Annotated in this window: 13 protein-coding genes; 10 read left to right on the forward strand and 3 right to left on the reverse strand. The window is 44.5% G+C overall.

The features are described from left to right. Positions 1-99 precede the first annotated feature (99 nt). From FQV30_RS08920 to FQV30_RS08935, 4 genes are all read left to right on the forward strand, one after another. Positions 100-348, forward strand: a complete 249-nt coding sequence (locus tag FQV30_RS08920; protein WP_146499809.1) for an NUDIX hydrolase — start codon at positions 100-102, stop codon at positions 346-348. A gap of 45 nt (positions 349-393) precedes the next feature. Then, the gene (locus FQV30_RS08925) at positions 394-768 is read left to right on the forward strand and encodes a hypothetical protein (RefSeq protein ID WP_146499810.1); all 375 of its coding nucleotides are present in this window, start codon (positions 394-396) and stop codon (positions 766-768) included. Positions 769-1,154: 386 nt separating this feature from the next. Then, a complete protein-coding gene (locus tag FQV30_RS08930) occupies positions 1,155-3,932 on the forward strand; it encodes a sensor domain-containing phosphodiesterase (RefSeq protein ID WP_146499811.1) in 2,778 nt (925 codons plus the stop codon). A 9-nt stretch (positions 3,933-3,941) separates the two neighbouring features. Further along, positions 3,942-5,576: a thiamine pyrophosphate-binding protein gene (locus FQV30_RS08935; RefSeq protein WP_146499812.1), complete on the forward strand. Its 1,635-nt coding sequence runs from the start codon at positions 3,942-3,944 to the stop codon at positions 5,574-5,576. Between the two features lie 504 nt (positions 5,577-6,080). On the opposite strand, the gene FQV30_RS08940 is transcribed toward FQV30_RS08935, so the two are convergent. After that, on the reverse strand, positions 6,081-6,713 hold the full coding sequence (locus FQV30_RS08940) for a hypothetical protein (RefSeq protein WP_146499813.1): 633 nt from the start codon (positions 6,711-6,713) through the stop codon (positions 6,081-6,083). Between the two features lie 125 nt (positions 6,714-6,838). Here FQV30_RS08940 and FQV30_RS08945 point away from each other — a divergent pair, with 125 nt between their 5' ends. Next, positions 6,839-7,207, forward strand: coding sequence for a hypothetical protein (locus tag FQV30_RS08945; RefSeq protein WP_146499814.1), 369 nt, complete (start codon positions 6,839-6,841; stop codon positions 7,205-7,207). A 61-nt stretch (positions 7,208-7,268) separates the two neighbouring features. Here FQV30_RS08945 and FQV30_RS08950 read toward each other — a convergent pair whose 3' ends face one another. Continuing rightward, positions 7,269-8,423, reverse strand: coding sequence for an endo-1,4-beta-xylanase (locus FQV30_RS08950; RefSeq protein ID WP_146499815.1), 1,155 nt, complete (start codon positions 8,421-8,423; stop codon positions 7,269-7,271). A gap of 625 nt (positions 8,424-9,048) precedes the next feature. On the opposite strand from FQV30_RS08950, the gene FQV30_RS08960 reads away from it, so the two are divergent. From FQV30_RS08960 to FQV30_RS08970, 3 genes are all read left to right on the forward strand, one after another. Further along, positions 9,049-9,399, forward strand: a complete 351-nt coding sequence (locus FQV30_RS08960; RefSeq protein WP_146499817.1) for an MFS transporter — start codon at positions 9,049-9,051, stop codon at positions 9,397-9,399. A gap of 207 nt (positions 9,400-9,606) precedes the next feature. Continuing rightward, complete coding sequence (locus tag FQV30_RS08965; protein ID WP_146499818.1) at positions 9,607-10,239, forward strand: hypothetical protein; 633 nt, start codon at positions 9,607-9,609, stop codon at positions 10,237-10,239. 152 nt (positions 10,240-10,391) lie between these two features. Next, positions 10,392-12,185 carry a M3 family oligoendopeptidase gene (locus FQV30_RS08970; protein ID WP_146499819.1) on the forward strand — a complete coding sequence of 598 codons (1,794 nt, stop codon included), beginning with the start codon at positions 10,392-10,394 and terminating at the stop codon, positions 12,183-12,185. A 43-nt stretch (positions 12,186-12,228) separates the two neighbouring features. Here FQV30_RS08970 and FQV30_RS08975 read toward each other — a convergent pair whose 3' ends face one another. Beyond that, positions 12,229-12,429, reverse strand: a complete 201-nt coding sequence (locus tag FQV30_RS08975) for a hypothetical protein (RefSeq protein ID WP_146499820.1) — start codon at positions 12,427-12,429, stop codon at positions 12,229-12,231. A 363-nt stretch (positions 12,430-12,792) separates the two neighbouring features. On the opposite strand from FQV30_RS08975, the gene FQV30_RS08980 reads away from it, so the two are divergent. Together FQV30_RS08980 and FQV30_RS08985 are read left to right on the forward strand one after the other, a co-directional pair. Beyond that, positions 12,793-14,196 (forward strand): FAD-binding oxidoreductase, encoded by a 1,404-nt coding sequence (locus tag FQV30_RS08980; protein ID WP_146499821.1) that lies wholly within the window; start codon positions 12,793-12,795, stop codon positions 14,194-14,196. Continuing rightward, the gene (locus tag FQV30_RS08985; RefSeq protein ID WP_146499822.1) at positions 14,193-15,182 is read left to right on the forward strand and encodes a bile acid:sodium symporter family protein; all 990 of its coding nucleotides are present in this window, start codon (positions 14,193-14,195) and stop codon (positions 15,180-15,182) included. Before FQV30_RS08980 ends, FQV30_RS08985 begins: the two co-directional genes overlap by 4 nt. Positions 15,183-15,185: the final 3 nt, after the last annotated feature.

Genomic DNA, 15,185 nt, shown 5'->3' on the forward strand with positions numbered 1-15,185 from the left:
ATCATAAAAGTCCCCCTTCTTATAACAAGTCTTATAAAAAAATATGTTTAAATCTTTAGATATATTCTATAGTATAAATAATAGGATAATATCACCAAAATGAAAAACATCACAAAATACCTAGCAATAAGCTTGGCTTTTGCAAAAGAAATGCGGTATATGGATTATGGATCAGAACTGCGCGAAAAGGTCGGGCACCGGACCTTGATTCTACCAGGCGCGGCAACCATTGTATTGAACAAGCAAACTCGAATAAGGCTGCAGCACCGCAATGCTGGAGGATGGGGGTTGCCGGATGGATTAATAGAAGAATGCAAAGTTTGTTTGGGTGCTTATTGGTCTTTATAATAATTACGCTAAGCTTTCATTTAGCAGAATGTGAAGGGGATAACATTGATCAAAAACAAGGGACTGCTTGCTCGATACATAGATGACTTTTCCTGGGCCGATATCAAATGCATCACGAACTTCAATTTAAGTTTTCTAAAAGACTTTAATGTTTACAGCTCGTTGCTGGACATTGATTTTATAGTGGAATCAAAAGGAGAGTCCTTCCTCGTGCAACTCCGTTTCCGTGATCCCCAGAATATCCGGTTTGAAAGTTTAGGCTACTTTCAGCCTGTCGATCTTGTTATTCGGGATTTAAGAAAAAATGGCTGGGAAAATATCAAGTATGAAATTGAAGATCATGAAAACAACACCCTCTGTTTTTACTGTTCCGAGATTGAAGCGATTTCTATTTCAAAAACGAACTTGAAACTTGAATAAAAGGCATGTAAATGCAAAAAAGCAGAAGAAAATAACGGAAATAGGAACGATTATTGATATATGAGTGTTTACAAGGGGAGCCGCTTCAACAGCAGGCCTCTTTTTTTATGGGAAAATGAAAGCCTCTGCCTTAAATGGACGGGTGCGTCAACTAAGCGGACAGGCTTGATGCCGAATCAATCCAAGATATTTTTTACTAAATCTAACAAAAATTTTATTTTTATTTCCTTATATTAAAAATCCCGTCTATACAGTATTATAAACACATAGCGAGAAGGTTGATTGGTCCGAATGATGCTGGTCAGAAAAAGCGCACAAAAAGGTGAACTCCGTATTTTGCGGCTTAAGTTTATCGAACACATAGAAAAGTATTGGAGAGTGGATAAATGCTTGAAGAACAGACAAGATACTCTCGTCTTGCACATATTACCAAACTAATCAATTCGAAGCTTCAATTGCGGGAAGTGCTCGAACAAGTGACACTGGCCATTTCGGAAGAAATTGTGCAGTGCGATTCTGTAGGGATTTATCTTCCTCAGGCTGACGGACAGTTCAGGGGTTATGTAGGAAAACCGGAAGTCATCAATGGAATAACGCTTGATATGCATGTAATCGACATGGACTATGATTTGCTGGCAAAAGAAGTGATCCAGACAAAAAAAACAATCTACATTCCCGACACTTCAAAGGATAAGCGGCCGGATCCGCGAGCGGTGGAAGGATTCAAAATCAAATCGCTGCTCGTTCTTCCCATCACCTATGAAGACGAATTGTTCGGTTTGGTTTATTTGTTCGATTATGGCATCACCATGGATTTGACAGAAGATGAAATCCAGACTGTGGAAGCTTATGTGAATATGGCAGGGGTTGCGGTCCGTAACGCGACCAATTTGACGCGAAAAGAAAACTTGATAGCTGAAAAGCAATTATTGCTCGATTTGACGCGTGATTTGTCAATGTGTTCGACTATGCAGGAAGTTCTCGACAAATGTTTCCATTATGTTGGAAGGGTTTTGAATAACTTCAATACTGGTGTGCATTTGCTGGATCCGATGGCCGGCATGAAAATAAAACCCGCCAATTTAAGCAGGGAAAGTGACTGGACGGAAGAAGAATGGATCAAGACCCATGGAGATGACCAAATCGACCAGACAAATGACGCGGTCCTCCAGGAGGTCGTAAGGACCAAGCGGCCATTGCTTATTCCTGATGTTTTTGCCGATAAGCGGCCGAACCACGATGTCTGCAAAAAATTTGGTGTCAAAGGCATGCTCATGCTTCCTTTGGTTGCAACAGGAGAAGTATTGGGTGCATTGGTGGTCCCGGAGCTTGAAAAAAGCAGGATGTCTTTTCCGTCCGCTGATATCCAGTTGGCGCAATCGATTGCGGACGCTACAGCTTCCACGTTATCCAATTTGCTGTATATGGAAAAGCAGGAAATGATTATAGAGGAGCGGACTTCCGAAATCCGGATCAAGAACAATGAACTTGAGCGTGTCGTTTCGGAACTGGAAAACCTGAGCAGGGAAAGAGAACTGATACTGAACTCTGCCGGTGAAGGGATTTTCGGGTTGGATTTGGAAGGGAACATCACCTTCTGCAATCCAGCCAGTGAAACGATGCTCGGATATGAAAAAGGCGAACTGATCGGCAAGCCTTCCAGCATTATTTTTGAGCGGGAAAAGGATTCTGCTGCAAAGGCTGTTTATCCTGAAGTAAACCAGAAATTCTATAAAAAAGACCAAACCAGCTTTTCGGTGGAATATGTTATCTCCCTCATTAAAGAAGGGGACAAAGTGCTTGGGGAAGTCATCACTTTCAAAGACATCACCGAACGGAAGCATTTAGAAGAAGAAATTAAGCACCTTGCTTATTACGACAGTTTGACCGAACTTCCGAATCGGGTCTTGTTGAACGATAAAATCAATCAGGAGCTGAACGGACTTCTGGGAACCGGCAAAAAGCTAGCGCTTCTCTACTTGGATTTGGACCGTTTCAAGCTTGTCAATGACAGTCTTGGCCATAGCTACGGGGATGTGCTCTTGCGGGAAGTGGCAAAACGGCTGATTACAAGCGTGCCTGATAAAGCGATTGTTTCGCGCCAGGGCGGAGATGAATTTACCATCGTCTTGCCTGGGATTTTCTGTGAGCTCGATGTATTGACTGTTGTGGAGCAGGTCATTGATTCTTTCGCAAAACCATTTTCACTCAAGGGCAATGAAGTTTACGTGAAAACGAGCATCGGCATCAGTGTGTATCCGGAAGATGGCGAAACAGCGGAAGCACTGATAAAAAATGCAGATGCTGCGATGTACAGGTCGAAAGAAAAATCCGGGACCCATTATCATTTCTTCGAAACTGAAATGAGCAACCGCAATATGGAAAGCATCAAATTGGAAAACGCGCTTTATAAAGCGTTGGACAATGATGAATTGGTCATTTATTATCAGCCGCAAATCGACAGCAAATCCAATGAGATCATCGGGGTGGAAGCTTTGCTTCGCTGGATTCATCCGTCTGAAGGCATCGTTTCCCCTGCTGATTTTATCCCGATTGCAGAAGAAACGGGTTTGATCATACCAATCGGTGAATGGGTTTTGAAGAATGCATGCAAACAATTGAAAGTATGGCAGGAACAAGGGCATACCACACTATGCATGTCCGTCAACTTATCCGGCCTTCAATTCGAAGAAGATAATTTGGTTGTCATGGTAAGGGAGCTTTTAGAAGAAGCCGGCCTTGCCCCTGAATATCTGCATATTGAATTGACGGAAAACCAGATCATCAAAAACACAAAAATCACGATGCAAAAAATGAAGCAACTGAAAGATTTGGGCGTCAAGATTGCTATCGACGATTTTGGCACCGGTTATTCGTCGCTCGGATATTTGAAAGACTTTCCGATCGACGCTTTGAAAATCGATAAATCATTTATTCAAGATGTGGTCGAAGACAATGACAACGCAGCAATCACAAATACCATCATTACACTGGCCCAAAACCTGAATTTGAATGTTATTGCTGAAGGGGTAGAAACAGCAGAGCAATTGGAGTTTCTCTTGTCTAAAAATTGCACAATCATGCAAGGCTATTTCTTCAGCAGGCCGATCAAAGCCGAGGAACTGGAACGAAAATATTTGAGCGGCCATACTGATCCAAAATAGGAGGAAAAAATGAAAGCAGTTCAAGCGTCAATTGAGTATTTAAAAAATATGGGGGTCAAGCATGTATTCGGCATTCCTGCCGGATCCGTCAACGCTTTTTATGACGGACTGTACGATGTTCCCGAAATAACACCCATCGTGACAAAGCACGAAGGCGCTGCAGGCTATATGGCGGCGGCATATGCCAAATACACCAACCAATTGAGTGTATGCATTGGCAGCAGCGGGCCTGGCGGAACCAATCTAGTGACAGGGGCAGCCAATGCGATGCGCGAGCATCTTCCTGTATTATTTTTAACCGGAGCAGTTCCGGTAAGCACAATGGGCTTGAATGCATCGCAAGAGTTGGACGCCGATCCCATTTTCAAGTCAGTCACAAAATATAGCGTCACCGTCACAGATTCGAAAGACTTGTTGGACGAAGTGGTAAAAGCGACGACAATTGCGGTTTCGGGTGTGCCTGGGCCAGTCCATATCGCCATGCCGATTGATGTGCAGCAAGGACTTATCGATGCAAAAGTTCCTCCTGTAGTCCGAAAAACAGTGGTTGCTCCTGACCTGGCTGTGATCCAGCGGGCAGCCAAGGAACTTGTTGAAAGGAAAAGCGGCTATATCTTTGTGGGGCAAGGTGCCAGGAACTCAGTGGAGCTATTGGTGGAATTGGCCGAAATGCTGCAATGGCCGATGGTTGTCACTCCTCAAGCAAAAGGATTGATGCAAAACGATCATCCGCTGTTTGCGGGAGTCTTCGGTTTTGCCGGAACGGAAAAAGCTTCTGCTTTGATAAATGACGGCGAAGCCAGCACATTGCTGATCATCGGCTCAAGTTTGGGAGAGACCGCGACCAACAATTACAACACGAACTTGACCAAAAACCGTTTTGCCGTCCAACTTGATTTTGATGCTTCTGTCTTCAACCGGAAATACGAAATCGATTTGCCGGTGTTAGGAGACATCAGTTTAAGCTTGATGTATTTGATCGAGGAGCTTAAAAACCTCGGCTTGACCCGGGAATCTGCAGAACCGTTTGAAAAAGAGGACGACTATGCAGGCGGGGACGAATACAACACGAAAAACGTTCTGGCTAAACTGCAGGAATTCCTTCCGCCGTCTACACGCTATACAATCGATATCGGGGAATTCATGGCTTATGTTATCCATTCCATGAAAGTATATGAGCCTTTTACGTTCGATATTAATGTCCACTTCGGGGCAATGGGAAGCGGGATCGGTTCAGCCATCGGCTCGAAACTTGCAGAACCTGAACGCCCTGTTGTAGCGATCACCGGAGACGGCAGCTTCTTTATGCACGGGATGGAGATCCTGGCGGCTAAAGAAAACAACTTGCCAATCTTGTTTGTAGTGCTGAACAATGCGCGTCTTGGAATGGTGTACCATGGCCATACTCTGCAATACAAGCGCAGCCACGCAACATTCGAACAGCGGCCGATCAATATCTCCGCTATGGCAGCGGCTATGGATATCCCGAGCTTCAGAGTGGACTCCATGGATGATCTGAATCAGGACGATGTTCTAAAACTCGCTTCACTGAACGGCCCGGCAGTGTTGGAAGTGGCCCTGGTCGACAATAACATTCCGCCAATGGGGGATCGTGTCAAATTCCTTTCTTCTTTTCAGAAATAAGAGCTATAGCAAAAAACCTCTACACTTTTGTGTAGAGGTTTTTTTAGGCTGTCGAGAAACTCTCGGTAGCTTTTTTCATCGCGCTCCAGGCGGACGCTTTCCGCGGAGTGCGGCCTAAGCCTCCTCGCTCGCTTCGAAAACATTGTGCTCCTGCATCCCTGCGGTGTCTCAGGACTCGCACTAATCCCGCAGGAGTCGCTGCCTTCCGCTGCATAGTACTTCTTTTCATTCCATTTAGAGATTCTCTGCAATCATGATTGTTTGAGCAAATTCGCTGTTAGTGTGTCCTGCTCTCCAGATAGAAAACCAAGCAGCGGAGACGCCTGCGGGATAGCGAGACAGCCGAGACCCCGCAAGACGCGAAGCGGCTGAGGAGGCTTGGCGCTCGCCCGCGGCAAGCGCAGCTGGTTGGCGAACTATCGGTTAAGGAAGACGCTCATACAACGTTAACTTTTTCTGTCTGGAAGGGAATTTTTTTCGGGGGAATTTTTCGTTTCGGTCTTTCTACAGACCATCATACTCAGTATGGACAATATTGGCTATGGTTTTCATCGTTTGTACTTTAAACTGGCCGGAGACAGGCTGGCCATCAGGATCGATATAGTCAAGGGTCTGCTCTTTTTCGTTGTAGGAGTAGCCAAGGGGTGCCAAGGCTTGCTGCAAACTTAACGGCATTTCCGACAGATTGGTTTGTTTCTGGAAATAAGGAGTGGAGAGAATTTTCACATCGATATCCTTTTTCCCGGTGCGCACCAGAAATAGTGCTTGATCGTTTTTGACAATCCATTGATTTTTGGAATATAAAGCGATACGGTCTTTGTATAGCTCTGCAATTCCAACCAGATTAATCCCGAAAAGCAATTTGATCATTGTCCGGATTTCGGAGCCATCCGTTCTCGTGCTGTCTTGTTTCAAATATTTTTCGATAGCTGCTCTGGGATAAACGAGATCGGCATAGTCCGCGTGAAGCACAGCCGCCAAACCGATATCAATTCCAAAAACGGACTTAACAGCTTCGCAAACCTCTGAACTTGTGATTGCTACGTCACTCGAATCCAAACAAGCATCCAATGCTTCAACGGTCGGAAGGGGTTTGCCTTTTTCGCTTTTTTCAGTACTTGTTTTTTTGTGGGACATTCAGACACTTCCTTATGCATATATTACTTTATAGATATAATTATATAGTAATTAGAAAAAAATGGGGTTTTATTAAATGTAAAGCCGCTTTTTTATGCAATGACCAATCTGAAGGAGGTGTTTTTTTGAAGAAGCTATTTCATATATTTTTGGTTGCCATTCCAGGGTTTTATGGCTGCGCGCAAGAAACCGAAAAAGCGAAAGAAGAACCCTTCACCTTAAATGAGACGGGAGAGGAAACTTTCAATGCACCCGATTATGGAAGCCTCTTGATTCTTGAGATTGGAAGGGGTTCCATATTAATAGGGCCGCCGGCTGCCGATCCTGAAGCTTCTTATCCGGCGTATGAACTGCAAATCGAAGAAAGCGCCAAGGTAGAAGGGACGAAAGCGAGTACAAGCGAATTAAGAAAAGGCGATAAAGTGGATGTCTGGACTTCAACTGAGGGCCGTAAAGATGAAGTTGTGGAGAAGATTTACGTTTATCGGCAGTAATTTCAACTAAATTAAAACAAAAAAGCAGCTCCATCCAAAATGGAGCTGCTATTGCCGGCTTTTAGTCAATAATTGCCAAATAAGCAGGTTTCACTTTATAATCCGGATCAAAAACAAAAGGAGCATCTTTGCCGACTCCATCATTGTATTGCTTTGCACGGTCATCGAGCCATGTATGATTGTCTGTAATCCCCCAGAACGTGACACTGCTGATTTTATCATCCAATTCCTCGTATAGCTTGAACAGTTCATCATAGCGGTCCGCTTGAGCTTTGAATACCTCATCAGGAATTTCCTCGTAAGTTTTATAGGCAGGTTTCGGTGGCCAGCCGTATAAACTCACGTCAAGTTCCGTGATCTGATTGTCCAAACCGAGGCTAGCGAACATATTGATGGAATCGCGTGTTTCCTGGATTGATGGCCAACCGATCTGGATGTGGGCTTGATGGCCGACGCCGTCGATCGGCACGCCTTGCTCCAACAAATCTTTCACCAAGTTAAATAGATGGGTTCTTTTCGGTTCCACTTCTGTATTGTAATCATTGATGTATAATTTCGCGTCTTTTCCGGCATAGCGGTCGGCCGTTTCAAATGCGACTTTGATAAAATCGGTGCCTGTGATTTGGTACCACGGAGATTCACGGAGGCCTCTCGCATTTTGCGGATTGTCATCAATGGCTTCGTTAACGACGTCCCACGATTCAACATCGTTTTTATAGCGTTTCACAATCGTTTTCACATGCGTTTCTACTCGTTTCAACAGGAGCTTTTTGTTTTTCTCACGCTGCTTCGGATCGGTTTCATCGACCATCTTGTTGCCGTCTTTATCAAGGAAGAACCACTCAGGGACCTGGCTGTGCCAGATCAACGTATGAAACCGCAGATCCATATTGTTGTCGCGGGCAAATTTAACGATTTTGTCTGCTTCCTCAAAATTGAATTTGCCTTCTTCAGGCTGAATGTTGATAGGTTTCATGACATTTTCCGCCACAATGCTGTTGTAATGGCGTTTGAGCATTTCCCCATCCTTGCCTTCCAATTGGCTGGGTTCTACTGCTGCCCCGATATCAAACGACTTTTCATATCTGTTGTCCAGCTCAGGAACGTCAAATGCACTGTCGCCAACAGCAGGGTCAGCAGCGGTTCCGATACTTGCAGGCAATAAAAGAGAGAGGGCCAATCCGGTCATCAATGGTTTACGCAGAACTTTCAGCATGTTTTCAATCTCCTTTGTGATGTGGTTTGTAAAAGCATTCGAAAAACCTCTTCATACTCCTCCTTTGATAGATTTAGGAAAAACAAGATGGGAAAGCGCTTACAAAAAATAAAAGCCATGCTTTAAATTTCTTGTTCTTCCATCTTTTATGATTTTAGCAATGGAAAGTTAGATTGTATAGTAAACAAACAAAGTTTAATGTGAAAATTAAAAAAAGGGTTAAATAGTTATAGGGGCATCACAGACAAAACGAAAAAAACTGTCCTGAAGAGGTCAAATTCCTTATTGGAAGGAGTGGGAAGAGAGGTTCCGGCAGTATGCTAAAAATCCTTGCCTTTTCAAAGTTTTCAAAGAGGCACATTTTAAATGAAGAAAATAACAGCAAGTGTACCATAAGGAATATTTTCCCTGACTGCTTTTCGCGAAAAAAAGTTTTGCTGGTCACTTTTTCTTCAAATGCACTCCTGCTTCTCATGATGACCATCAGCTTGGTTCCTGAAAAGAAATTTTCGGGCTGTTTGCTCAACATTCTCAACATGCTGCTTGGTGCATGCTGGACTTTCTGGGTCAATAACTTTACGAACCGTTTCAGCAAGCGGTACGTTCTTTTAGGCGGCCTTGTTCTATGTTTATTCGGGTACGCCGTAATGGCTTCTGCGAGTTCTTGGCATGTGCCGATCCTTTTACCGTCATTGTCGCTTTCGGGGAACTTGCCTACCCACCGGTGCGCAATGCGGAGCAGGCGGATATGATGCCGGCAGATAAGCGGAAGTCTTATTCTGCGTTAACCGGCCTATCGTTCAGCGGCACCGAATTGATCGCAAGGGCTTCAATCATCATCGGCGCCTATCTAGCTCCGACTATGATGTCTGTCTATATGGGAATATTGCTCATGGCCGGAACTGCATTCATCTATACGGGTCTTTACGGCAAAAAACAAAAAGACAAGAGGGCGCTGGTGACCAAAGAGGCTTGACGCCTGCTGTCTCGAATTTCAAACTCAAGGGATTCGATTTACTTTTTAAAATTTAGCTATGTTAAATAACTCTGTTGATATTTGATATATACGCAAATTTTCTACCTACGCAAAAAGCAAAAGACTGGAGCACTAACCCTTTTATGGAAAGCTAAAAAGTTCAAGATACAGTAAACTGGATACAGTGGAATGGAAGGTGTGAGAAAAATGAATATAGACGTTGGCTATTTCCCGAAAAGCTACTACGATTCAAAACCTGATATTACTGGGTCTTTTCCATTTGCGCTAGATGGGGTAACAAAATATGTTTTCGACTTCTCGGGAATTTATTTACCTGAATGCGATGATGACTTTATCCCTTCCTGGATGACTAATGTTAAGGCATTTCCAATTTATTCCTGCGTGGAAGTTGATTCCTATTTGCAAGATGAATTTGAACAAATTTGCAACGCTTCGGGCATTCGATTCCGTTGTATGGAGCAACGCAAAGGCAGTTCCCTATTCGTTTCTGAAATCGAAAACGAAAAGCAGCTGAAGGCTATTTTCCCACTATATATTACACAAGGTACTTCGAATGAATTGGTGGTGTGGTCCAGCAAGAAAAACGTATTCAGCCTGGAAAACAGAGAATGGACAGGGGTTCATAAAGGAATGATTAAAAAAACAGTCGTTGTTAAAATGGAGGAAGATACCAGTGTCTTCTGGATTGGCCATGATGGGGATTCCATTGCAACAATCTCAAATCAACTTGAATTTTCATCTTATGAAAACATCAGTCAAACCCTTCCTGAATTTGTAATTCCGACACTAATTGAATACGCTGAAACCGATGAAATATAAATGTGTAACGAATGGAGACCTCCAGTAAACGAAGGTCTCTTTTTATTTGTTCAAACCAACACTATTCATTAACACAGCCTAAAATTTATGTGACTTAGCGCTTTTCCATTCAGTTATAATATAAGGAAAAGTTCTTCCAGGAGGCGAAAAAGTTGAAGCCATCAATTAGCCGAAATTGGGATTTGGATGCTTTGTATGAGGGAGGAAGCACCTCGGCGGCATTACAGGAAAAGATCAGCAGTCTGGATTCTGAAATAAGCCGTCTGTCAGAAGCATTGAAACCAGCCACTTCAGAAGCACAAAAAATGACAGTCATGCTAAGGGATATCCAGTATGTGATGAGCAGGTGGCTGGAGATTGAGGATTTCAGCGTCTGCATTTACTCACAGAATACGGCAGATCCGCATGCTGCCCAGTTGTTGGAACAAGTCAACACGATGAAATCGAAGATGAAAACGCTTCATGCCCTACTAAACCGAACATTGGCAGACCTGGATGAAGGCAAATGGCAAGAACTGCTGAGCCAGGAGGGAATCGAAAAAATCGCTTTTTCTTTGGAAGAACGCAGACGGAAAGTAAAAGACCGCCTGCAGCTGGAAATCGAACAGGCAATCAACGCTCTTTCCGTGAACGGATTTGATGGCTGGGAACAGCTTCACAACCAGCTGTTCAACCAATTACAAATTCCTCTCGGGCAAACCGGGCAGACGAAAGAGCATTCGATTGGAAGTGCGCTGAACCAAGCGCTGTATGATAAGGACCGAAAAAAGCGGACGCAAGCGGCAAAAGCCATCACACAAGTTTGCAGCGCCGATGAAGAAACGTTCGCGGTGATCTTGAACCGGATTGCGGGTTACCGGCTGGAATTGTACCAACAGCGAGGATGGGACAACTTGTTGAAAGAAGCGCTTGAGCAAAATCGTATACAAGAGAAGAGCGTCCAGTCGATGCTCGCGGCTCTTGAAGAGTGCCAACCGCTTTTCAGGGATTATCTGCAAAGAAAAAAGGAACTTCTCAATGTGGACGACATGAGATGGTTCGATCTGGAAGTCCCTTGCTTTGAGACTGATAAGAAGTTCCCTTATGGCGAAGCAGTATCAATCATCGTGTCGCAATTTCGGAACTTGAGCGTGAAATTGGGCGAGTTTGCTGAAAAGGCGTTTCAGTCGAATTGGATTGAATCTGAAAACCGTCCTGGAAAAGCAGAGGGGGCTTTTTGCGCCGCTTTGCCTCTTGCAAAAGAAAGCAGGATTTTTCTGACTTACCGGGAAAATTATTTTGATGTCATCACACTGGCCCATGAACTTGGACACGCATACCATAACGAAATCCTTCACGATGAGCCGGCTTTTATCCAGGAGAAGGGGACAAGCATCGAGGAAACGGCCTCCATCTTCATGGAAAACTTGGTGCTGGATGCTGCAATCGAAAAAGCTGGATCGCAAGACGAGAAATTGGCGCTGCTGGAAATGAAAATATCAAGCGGCCTGCTATGCGTTTCCACAATACCCAACATGTTTCATTTCGAGAAGGCTTTTTATGAACTCAGGAAAAACAGGCTGCTTAGCGCAAAAGAAATCAAGGAATTGTTGATACAGTCGGAAAAAAAACTTTATGAAGGATTGGTAGAAGAACATGAAGTTTACCGGTGGCTGTATATCCCCCATATTTACGTCACCGAAAAAGCTTTTTACAACATCCCATATACCATCGGATATTTGTTCAGCAGCGGCATATACGCGATGAAGAAAGAGTTAGGAGACGGGTTTATGGAGAGCTATGACAACTTGCTGCGGAATTCCGGACGGATGACAGTCGAACAATTAGGGAGAACCTATTTGAACCGTGATTTGACAGAGCCTGATTTTTGGCGGACCGCATTAGAACCGCTAAAGGCTGCAATCGAAGAGTTTATGAGGCTCACAGGGCAAGAGAGAATACAATGAAAAAGCAGAAAGGAAGGCTGCACCTTCCTTTCTGCTTTTTGTTTTATAGATTGAGTTTCGCTTTTTCAATAGAAGCTACCGGGTCGAAAGGGAGCGATAGGAAATTAAGGTTGCACAATAACAGCACGAGAACCAGAAGACCCATGATGATCACTGCTTCAAGCGTGTTGTTCCGGTTTTCTTCGAGTTCCTGCCTTTTTTCCCGATAATCCGTCTGAATTTTTCTTCTGCTCTCGATGTTCATAAGATGCTCCTTTTCTTTGAATAGGTCAAAACCTACGATTCGTATTTTAGGCGATAAGATCCGTTAAAGCGGAGGGAATAAAATCGGAAACAATCGGTAATTTCGGTATGAAATAAGTATCATAAAATCTAATGTTTTTACTTTATCTGAATTTTTGAATATAATCAACAGGTTTTTTATAATGAAACATAATTTTTTATGCATTTTTTCGAGTTGGTATTGCTTTATAGGCATTCAAAATAAAAAAATTTTCTTGGAATAACGTTGAATAGTTCAAACAATTCTGTATAATGAAACCTATTATACTTTTAAAAGATTCACCATATTAGATTTATTTTGATTACTTGCTAAGGGGAGACACACATGCCACACCACACAACTTACGAGATCGCCGAAATTTTGAAAAAGGACTTGCCAGAAGATCAGGTGACGGTCAATGACACCGTACGGGAGCTGCACAGCAAGGATGAATCCTACCATGCCCCCCAATTGCCCGATATTGTCGTGTTTCCGAAAACGACAGAAGATGTCAGCAGAATTTTGAAAGCATCTTCAAAACACCGCATTCCTGTCATTCCATTTGGCCTCGGTTCAAGCCTGGAAGGCCACGTTATTCCGACAGAAGGCGGCATTACCATTGATTTTTCTTTAATGAACAAAGTGCTGGAAGTGATGGCGAACGACTTTCTTGTGAAAGTTCAGCCTGGCGTGACAAGGAGCCAGCTCAATAAGGAACTGAAAAAGCATGGTTTGTTTTTCTCGGTTGATCCGGGGGCTGATGCTACGCTTGGCGGCATGGTCGCCACGAATGCCAGCGGCACGACTTCGGTCAAATACGGGGTTATGCGGGATCAGGTACGCGACCTGGAAGTGGTGCTTGCGGACGGCATGGTCATCCATACCGGAAACCTGGCCGCAAAATCGTCGTCCGGCTTTCATTTGAATGGTCTTTTTACAGGATCGGAAGGAACTCTCGGATGTTTTACGGAATTGACGCTTCGGGTTTATGGAATCCCCGAGCACGTGGCTGCGGCACGCGCTTCGTTCCCGACAATCCAGGACGCCGTCGAGGCGGTCGTTTCCATTCTGCAGGCCGGTATTCCAATTGCCCGGGTAGAACTTGTAGACGAGCCGTCCATTCGTCAGGTAAATCGGTTTAGTGAAACCAATTTCTTGGAAAAGCCGACTTTGTTCCTTGAATTTCATGGAAACGAAGCCGGGCTAAAACAAGATGTGGAATTTACGCAGGAATTGGTCGATGGACACAATTGCGAAGCGATCCAGTTTGAAACTGATACTGCTAGCCGAAATGCATTGTGGGAAGCGCGGCATAATCTGGCATATGCCTACATCCATGGAAATCCTGGCAGGAAAATGATGGTGACAGATGTTTGCCTTCCGATTTCGGAACTCGCCGGTGCTGTTGCCCATGCAAGGGAGCAAGTTGAGAACTTAGGGTTGATCGGCGGCATTGTCGGCCACGTCGGCGATGGCAATTTCCATGTGTTGTTGATGCTGGACATGGCGAACGCGGAAGAAGTGGAGAAAGCCAACACTTTAAATGAACAGATTGTGTTGTATGCCTTGGAACGGGGCGGCACCTGCACCGGTGAACACGGAGTCGGCTTCGGCAAACAAAAATACCAGCGGCAGGAACATGGGGATGCGCTCATCGTCATGGAAAAAATCAAACGAGCACTTGATCCAGATAATTTGCTGAATCCAGGGAAAATCGTAACACCGGATAAGAAAGGGGCCTTATTATGAAATTTATCGAATCATTAAGCTTGTTTGCGGGGAAATATTTTGCGTTTTTTGTTGTCGGCATAGCAGTCATCGCATTTTTGGTGCCAGAACCATTTTTAGGGTTCGGAAGCTATATAGCGATTTTGCTGGGAGTGGTTATGTTCGGCATGGGGCTGACCTTGAAACCGGTCGACTTTAAGATTGTCGCTTCCAAGCCATTGCCGGTATTTGTCGGTGTTTGCGCCCAGTTTGTGATCATGCCGCTCGTCGCTTTTGCGCTGGCGTACATACTGCAGCTTCCAGCCGAACTTGCAGCAGGTCTTATCCTTTTAGGGTGTGTGCCAGGGGGGACCGCTTCAAACGTCATGGTGTATTTGGCGAAAGGCAATGTGGCGCTGTCGGTGGCGATGACGTCGCTCTCGACTTTGCTGGCGCCGCTCGTGACGCCGCTGTTATTGCTTTTGCTTGCGGGTCAATGGATGCCGGTTGATCCGGTAGCGATGTTCACATCCATTATTCAAGTGATCATCCTGCCAATAACAATAGGGTTTCTTATCGGCAAGTTCTTCCCGAAAACCGTGGAAAAATGCATTTCAATTGTCCCTTTGATTTCGGTATTAGCTATTTTGATCATTGTGTCTGCCGTAACTGCGGCAAATGGAGAAAACGTGGTCAGCGCCGGATTTATCGTTTTTGTGGCAGTGTTCCTTCATAATGGCTTTGGGTTGCTGCTCGGCTATTTTACAGCCGTCATGCTTGGCTTGAACGAAAACGACAGAAGAGCCATTTCGATAGAGGTCGGAATGCAGAATTCTGGACTAGGGGTTGCTCTAGCTACTGCGCATTTCAGTCCGCTGGCGGCCCTTCCAAGCGTTTGGGGAGCGATTTGGCACAATATCAGCGGACCGATCCTCGCAACGATCTGGTCGAAAAGGCCTGCTAACGAAGTAAGAGCCGAAACTGGTGCGAAAAAACAAAAAGCAGTTCCGACTGCCGGAAAACTTTAAGAA

The sequence above is a fragment of the Planomicrobium sp. CPCC 101110 genome, from assembly GCF_007859395.1.
Lineage (GTDB): Bacteria > Bacillota > Bacilli > Bacillales_A > Planococcaceae > Planococcus.

Excerpts from the sequence above, each read along its gene's own strand:
- FQV30_RS08920 (WP_146499809.1), top strand. The coding sequence starts at position 100 with ATGAAAAACATCACAAAATACCTAGCAATAAGCTTGGCTTTTGCAAAA.
- FQV30_RS08930 (WP_146499811.1), top strand. The coding sequence starts at position 1,155 with ATGCTTGAAGAACAGACAAGATACTCTCGTCTTGCACATATTACCAAA.
- FQV30_RS08935 (WP_146499812.1), top strand. The coding sequence starts at position 3,942 with ATGAAAGCAGTTCAAGCGTCAATTGAGTATTTAAAAAATATGGGGGTC.
- FQV30_RS08940 (WP_146499813.1), bottom strand. The coding sequence starts at position 6,713 with ATGTCCCACAAAAAAACAAGTACTGAAAAAAGCGAAAAAGGCAAACCC.
- FQV30_RS08950 (WP_146499815.1), bottom strand. The coding sequence starts at position 8,423 with ATGCTGAAAGTTCTGCGTAAACCATTGATGACCGGATTGGCCCTCTCT.
- FQV30_RS08960 (WP_146499817.1), top strand. The coding sequence starts at position 9,049 with ATGTTTATTCGGGTACGCCGTAATGGCTTCTGCGAGTTCTTGGCATGT.
- FQV30_RS08965 (WP_146499818.1), top strand. The coding sequence starts at position 9,607 with ATGAATATAGACGTTGGCTATTTCCCGAAAAGCTACTACGATTCAAAA.
- FQV30_RS08975 (WP_146499820.1), bottom strand. The coding sequence starts at position 12,429 with ATGAACATCGAGAGCAGAAGAAAAATTCAGACGGATTATCGGGAAAAA.
- FQV30_RS08980 (WP_146499821.1), top strand. The coding sequence starts at position 12,793 with ATGCCACACCACACAACTTACGAGATCGCCGAAATTTTGAAAAAGGAC.
- FQV30_RS08985 (WP_146499822.1), top strand. The coding sequence starts at position 14,193 with ATGAAATTTATCGAATCATTAAGCTTGTTTGCGGGGAAATATTTTGCG.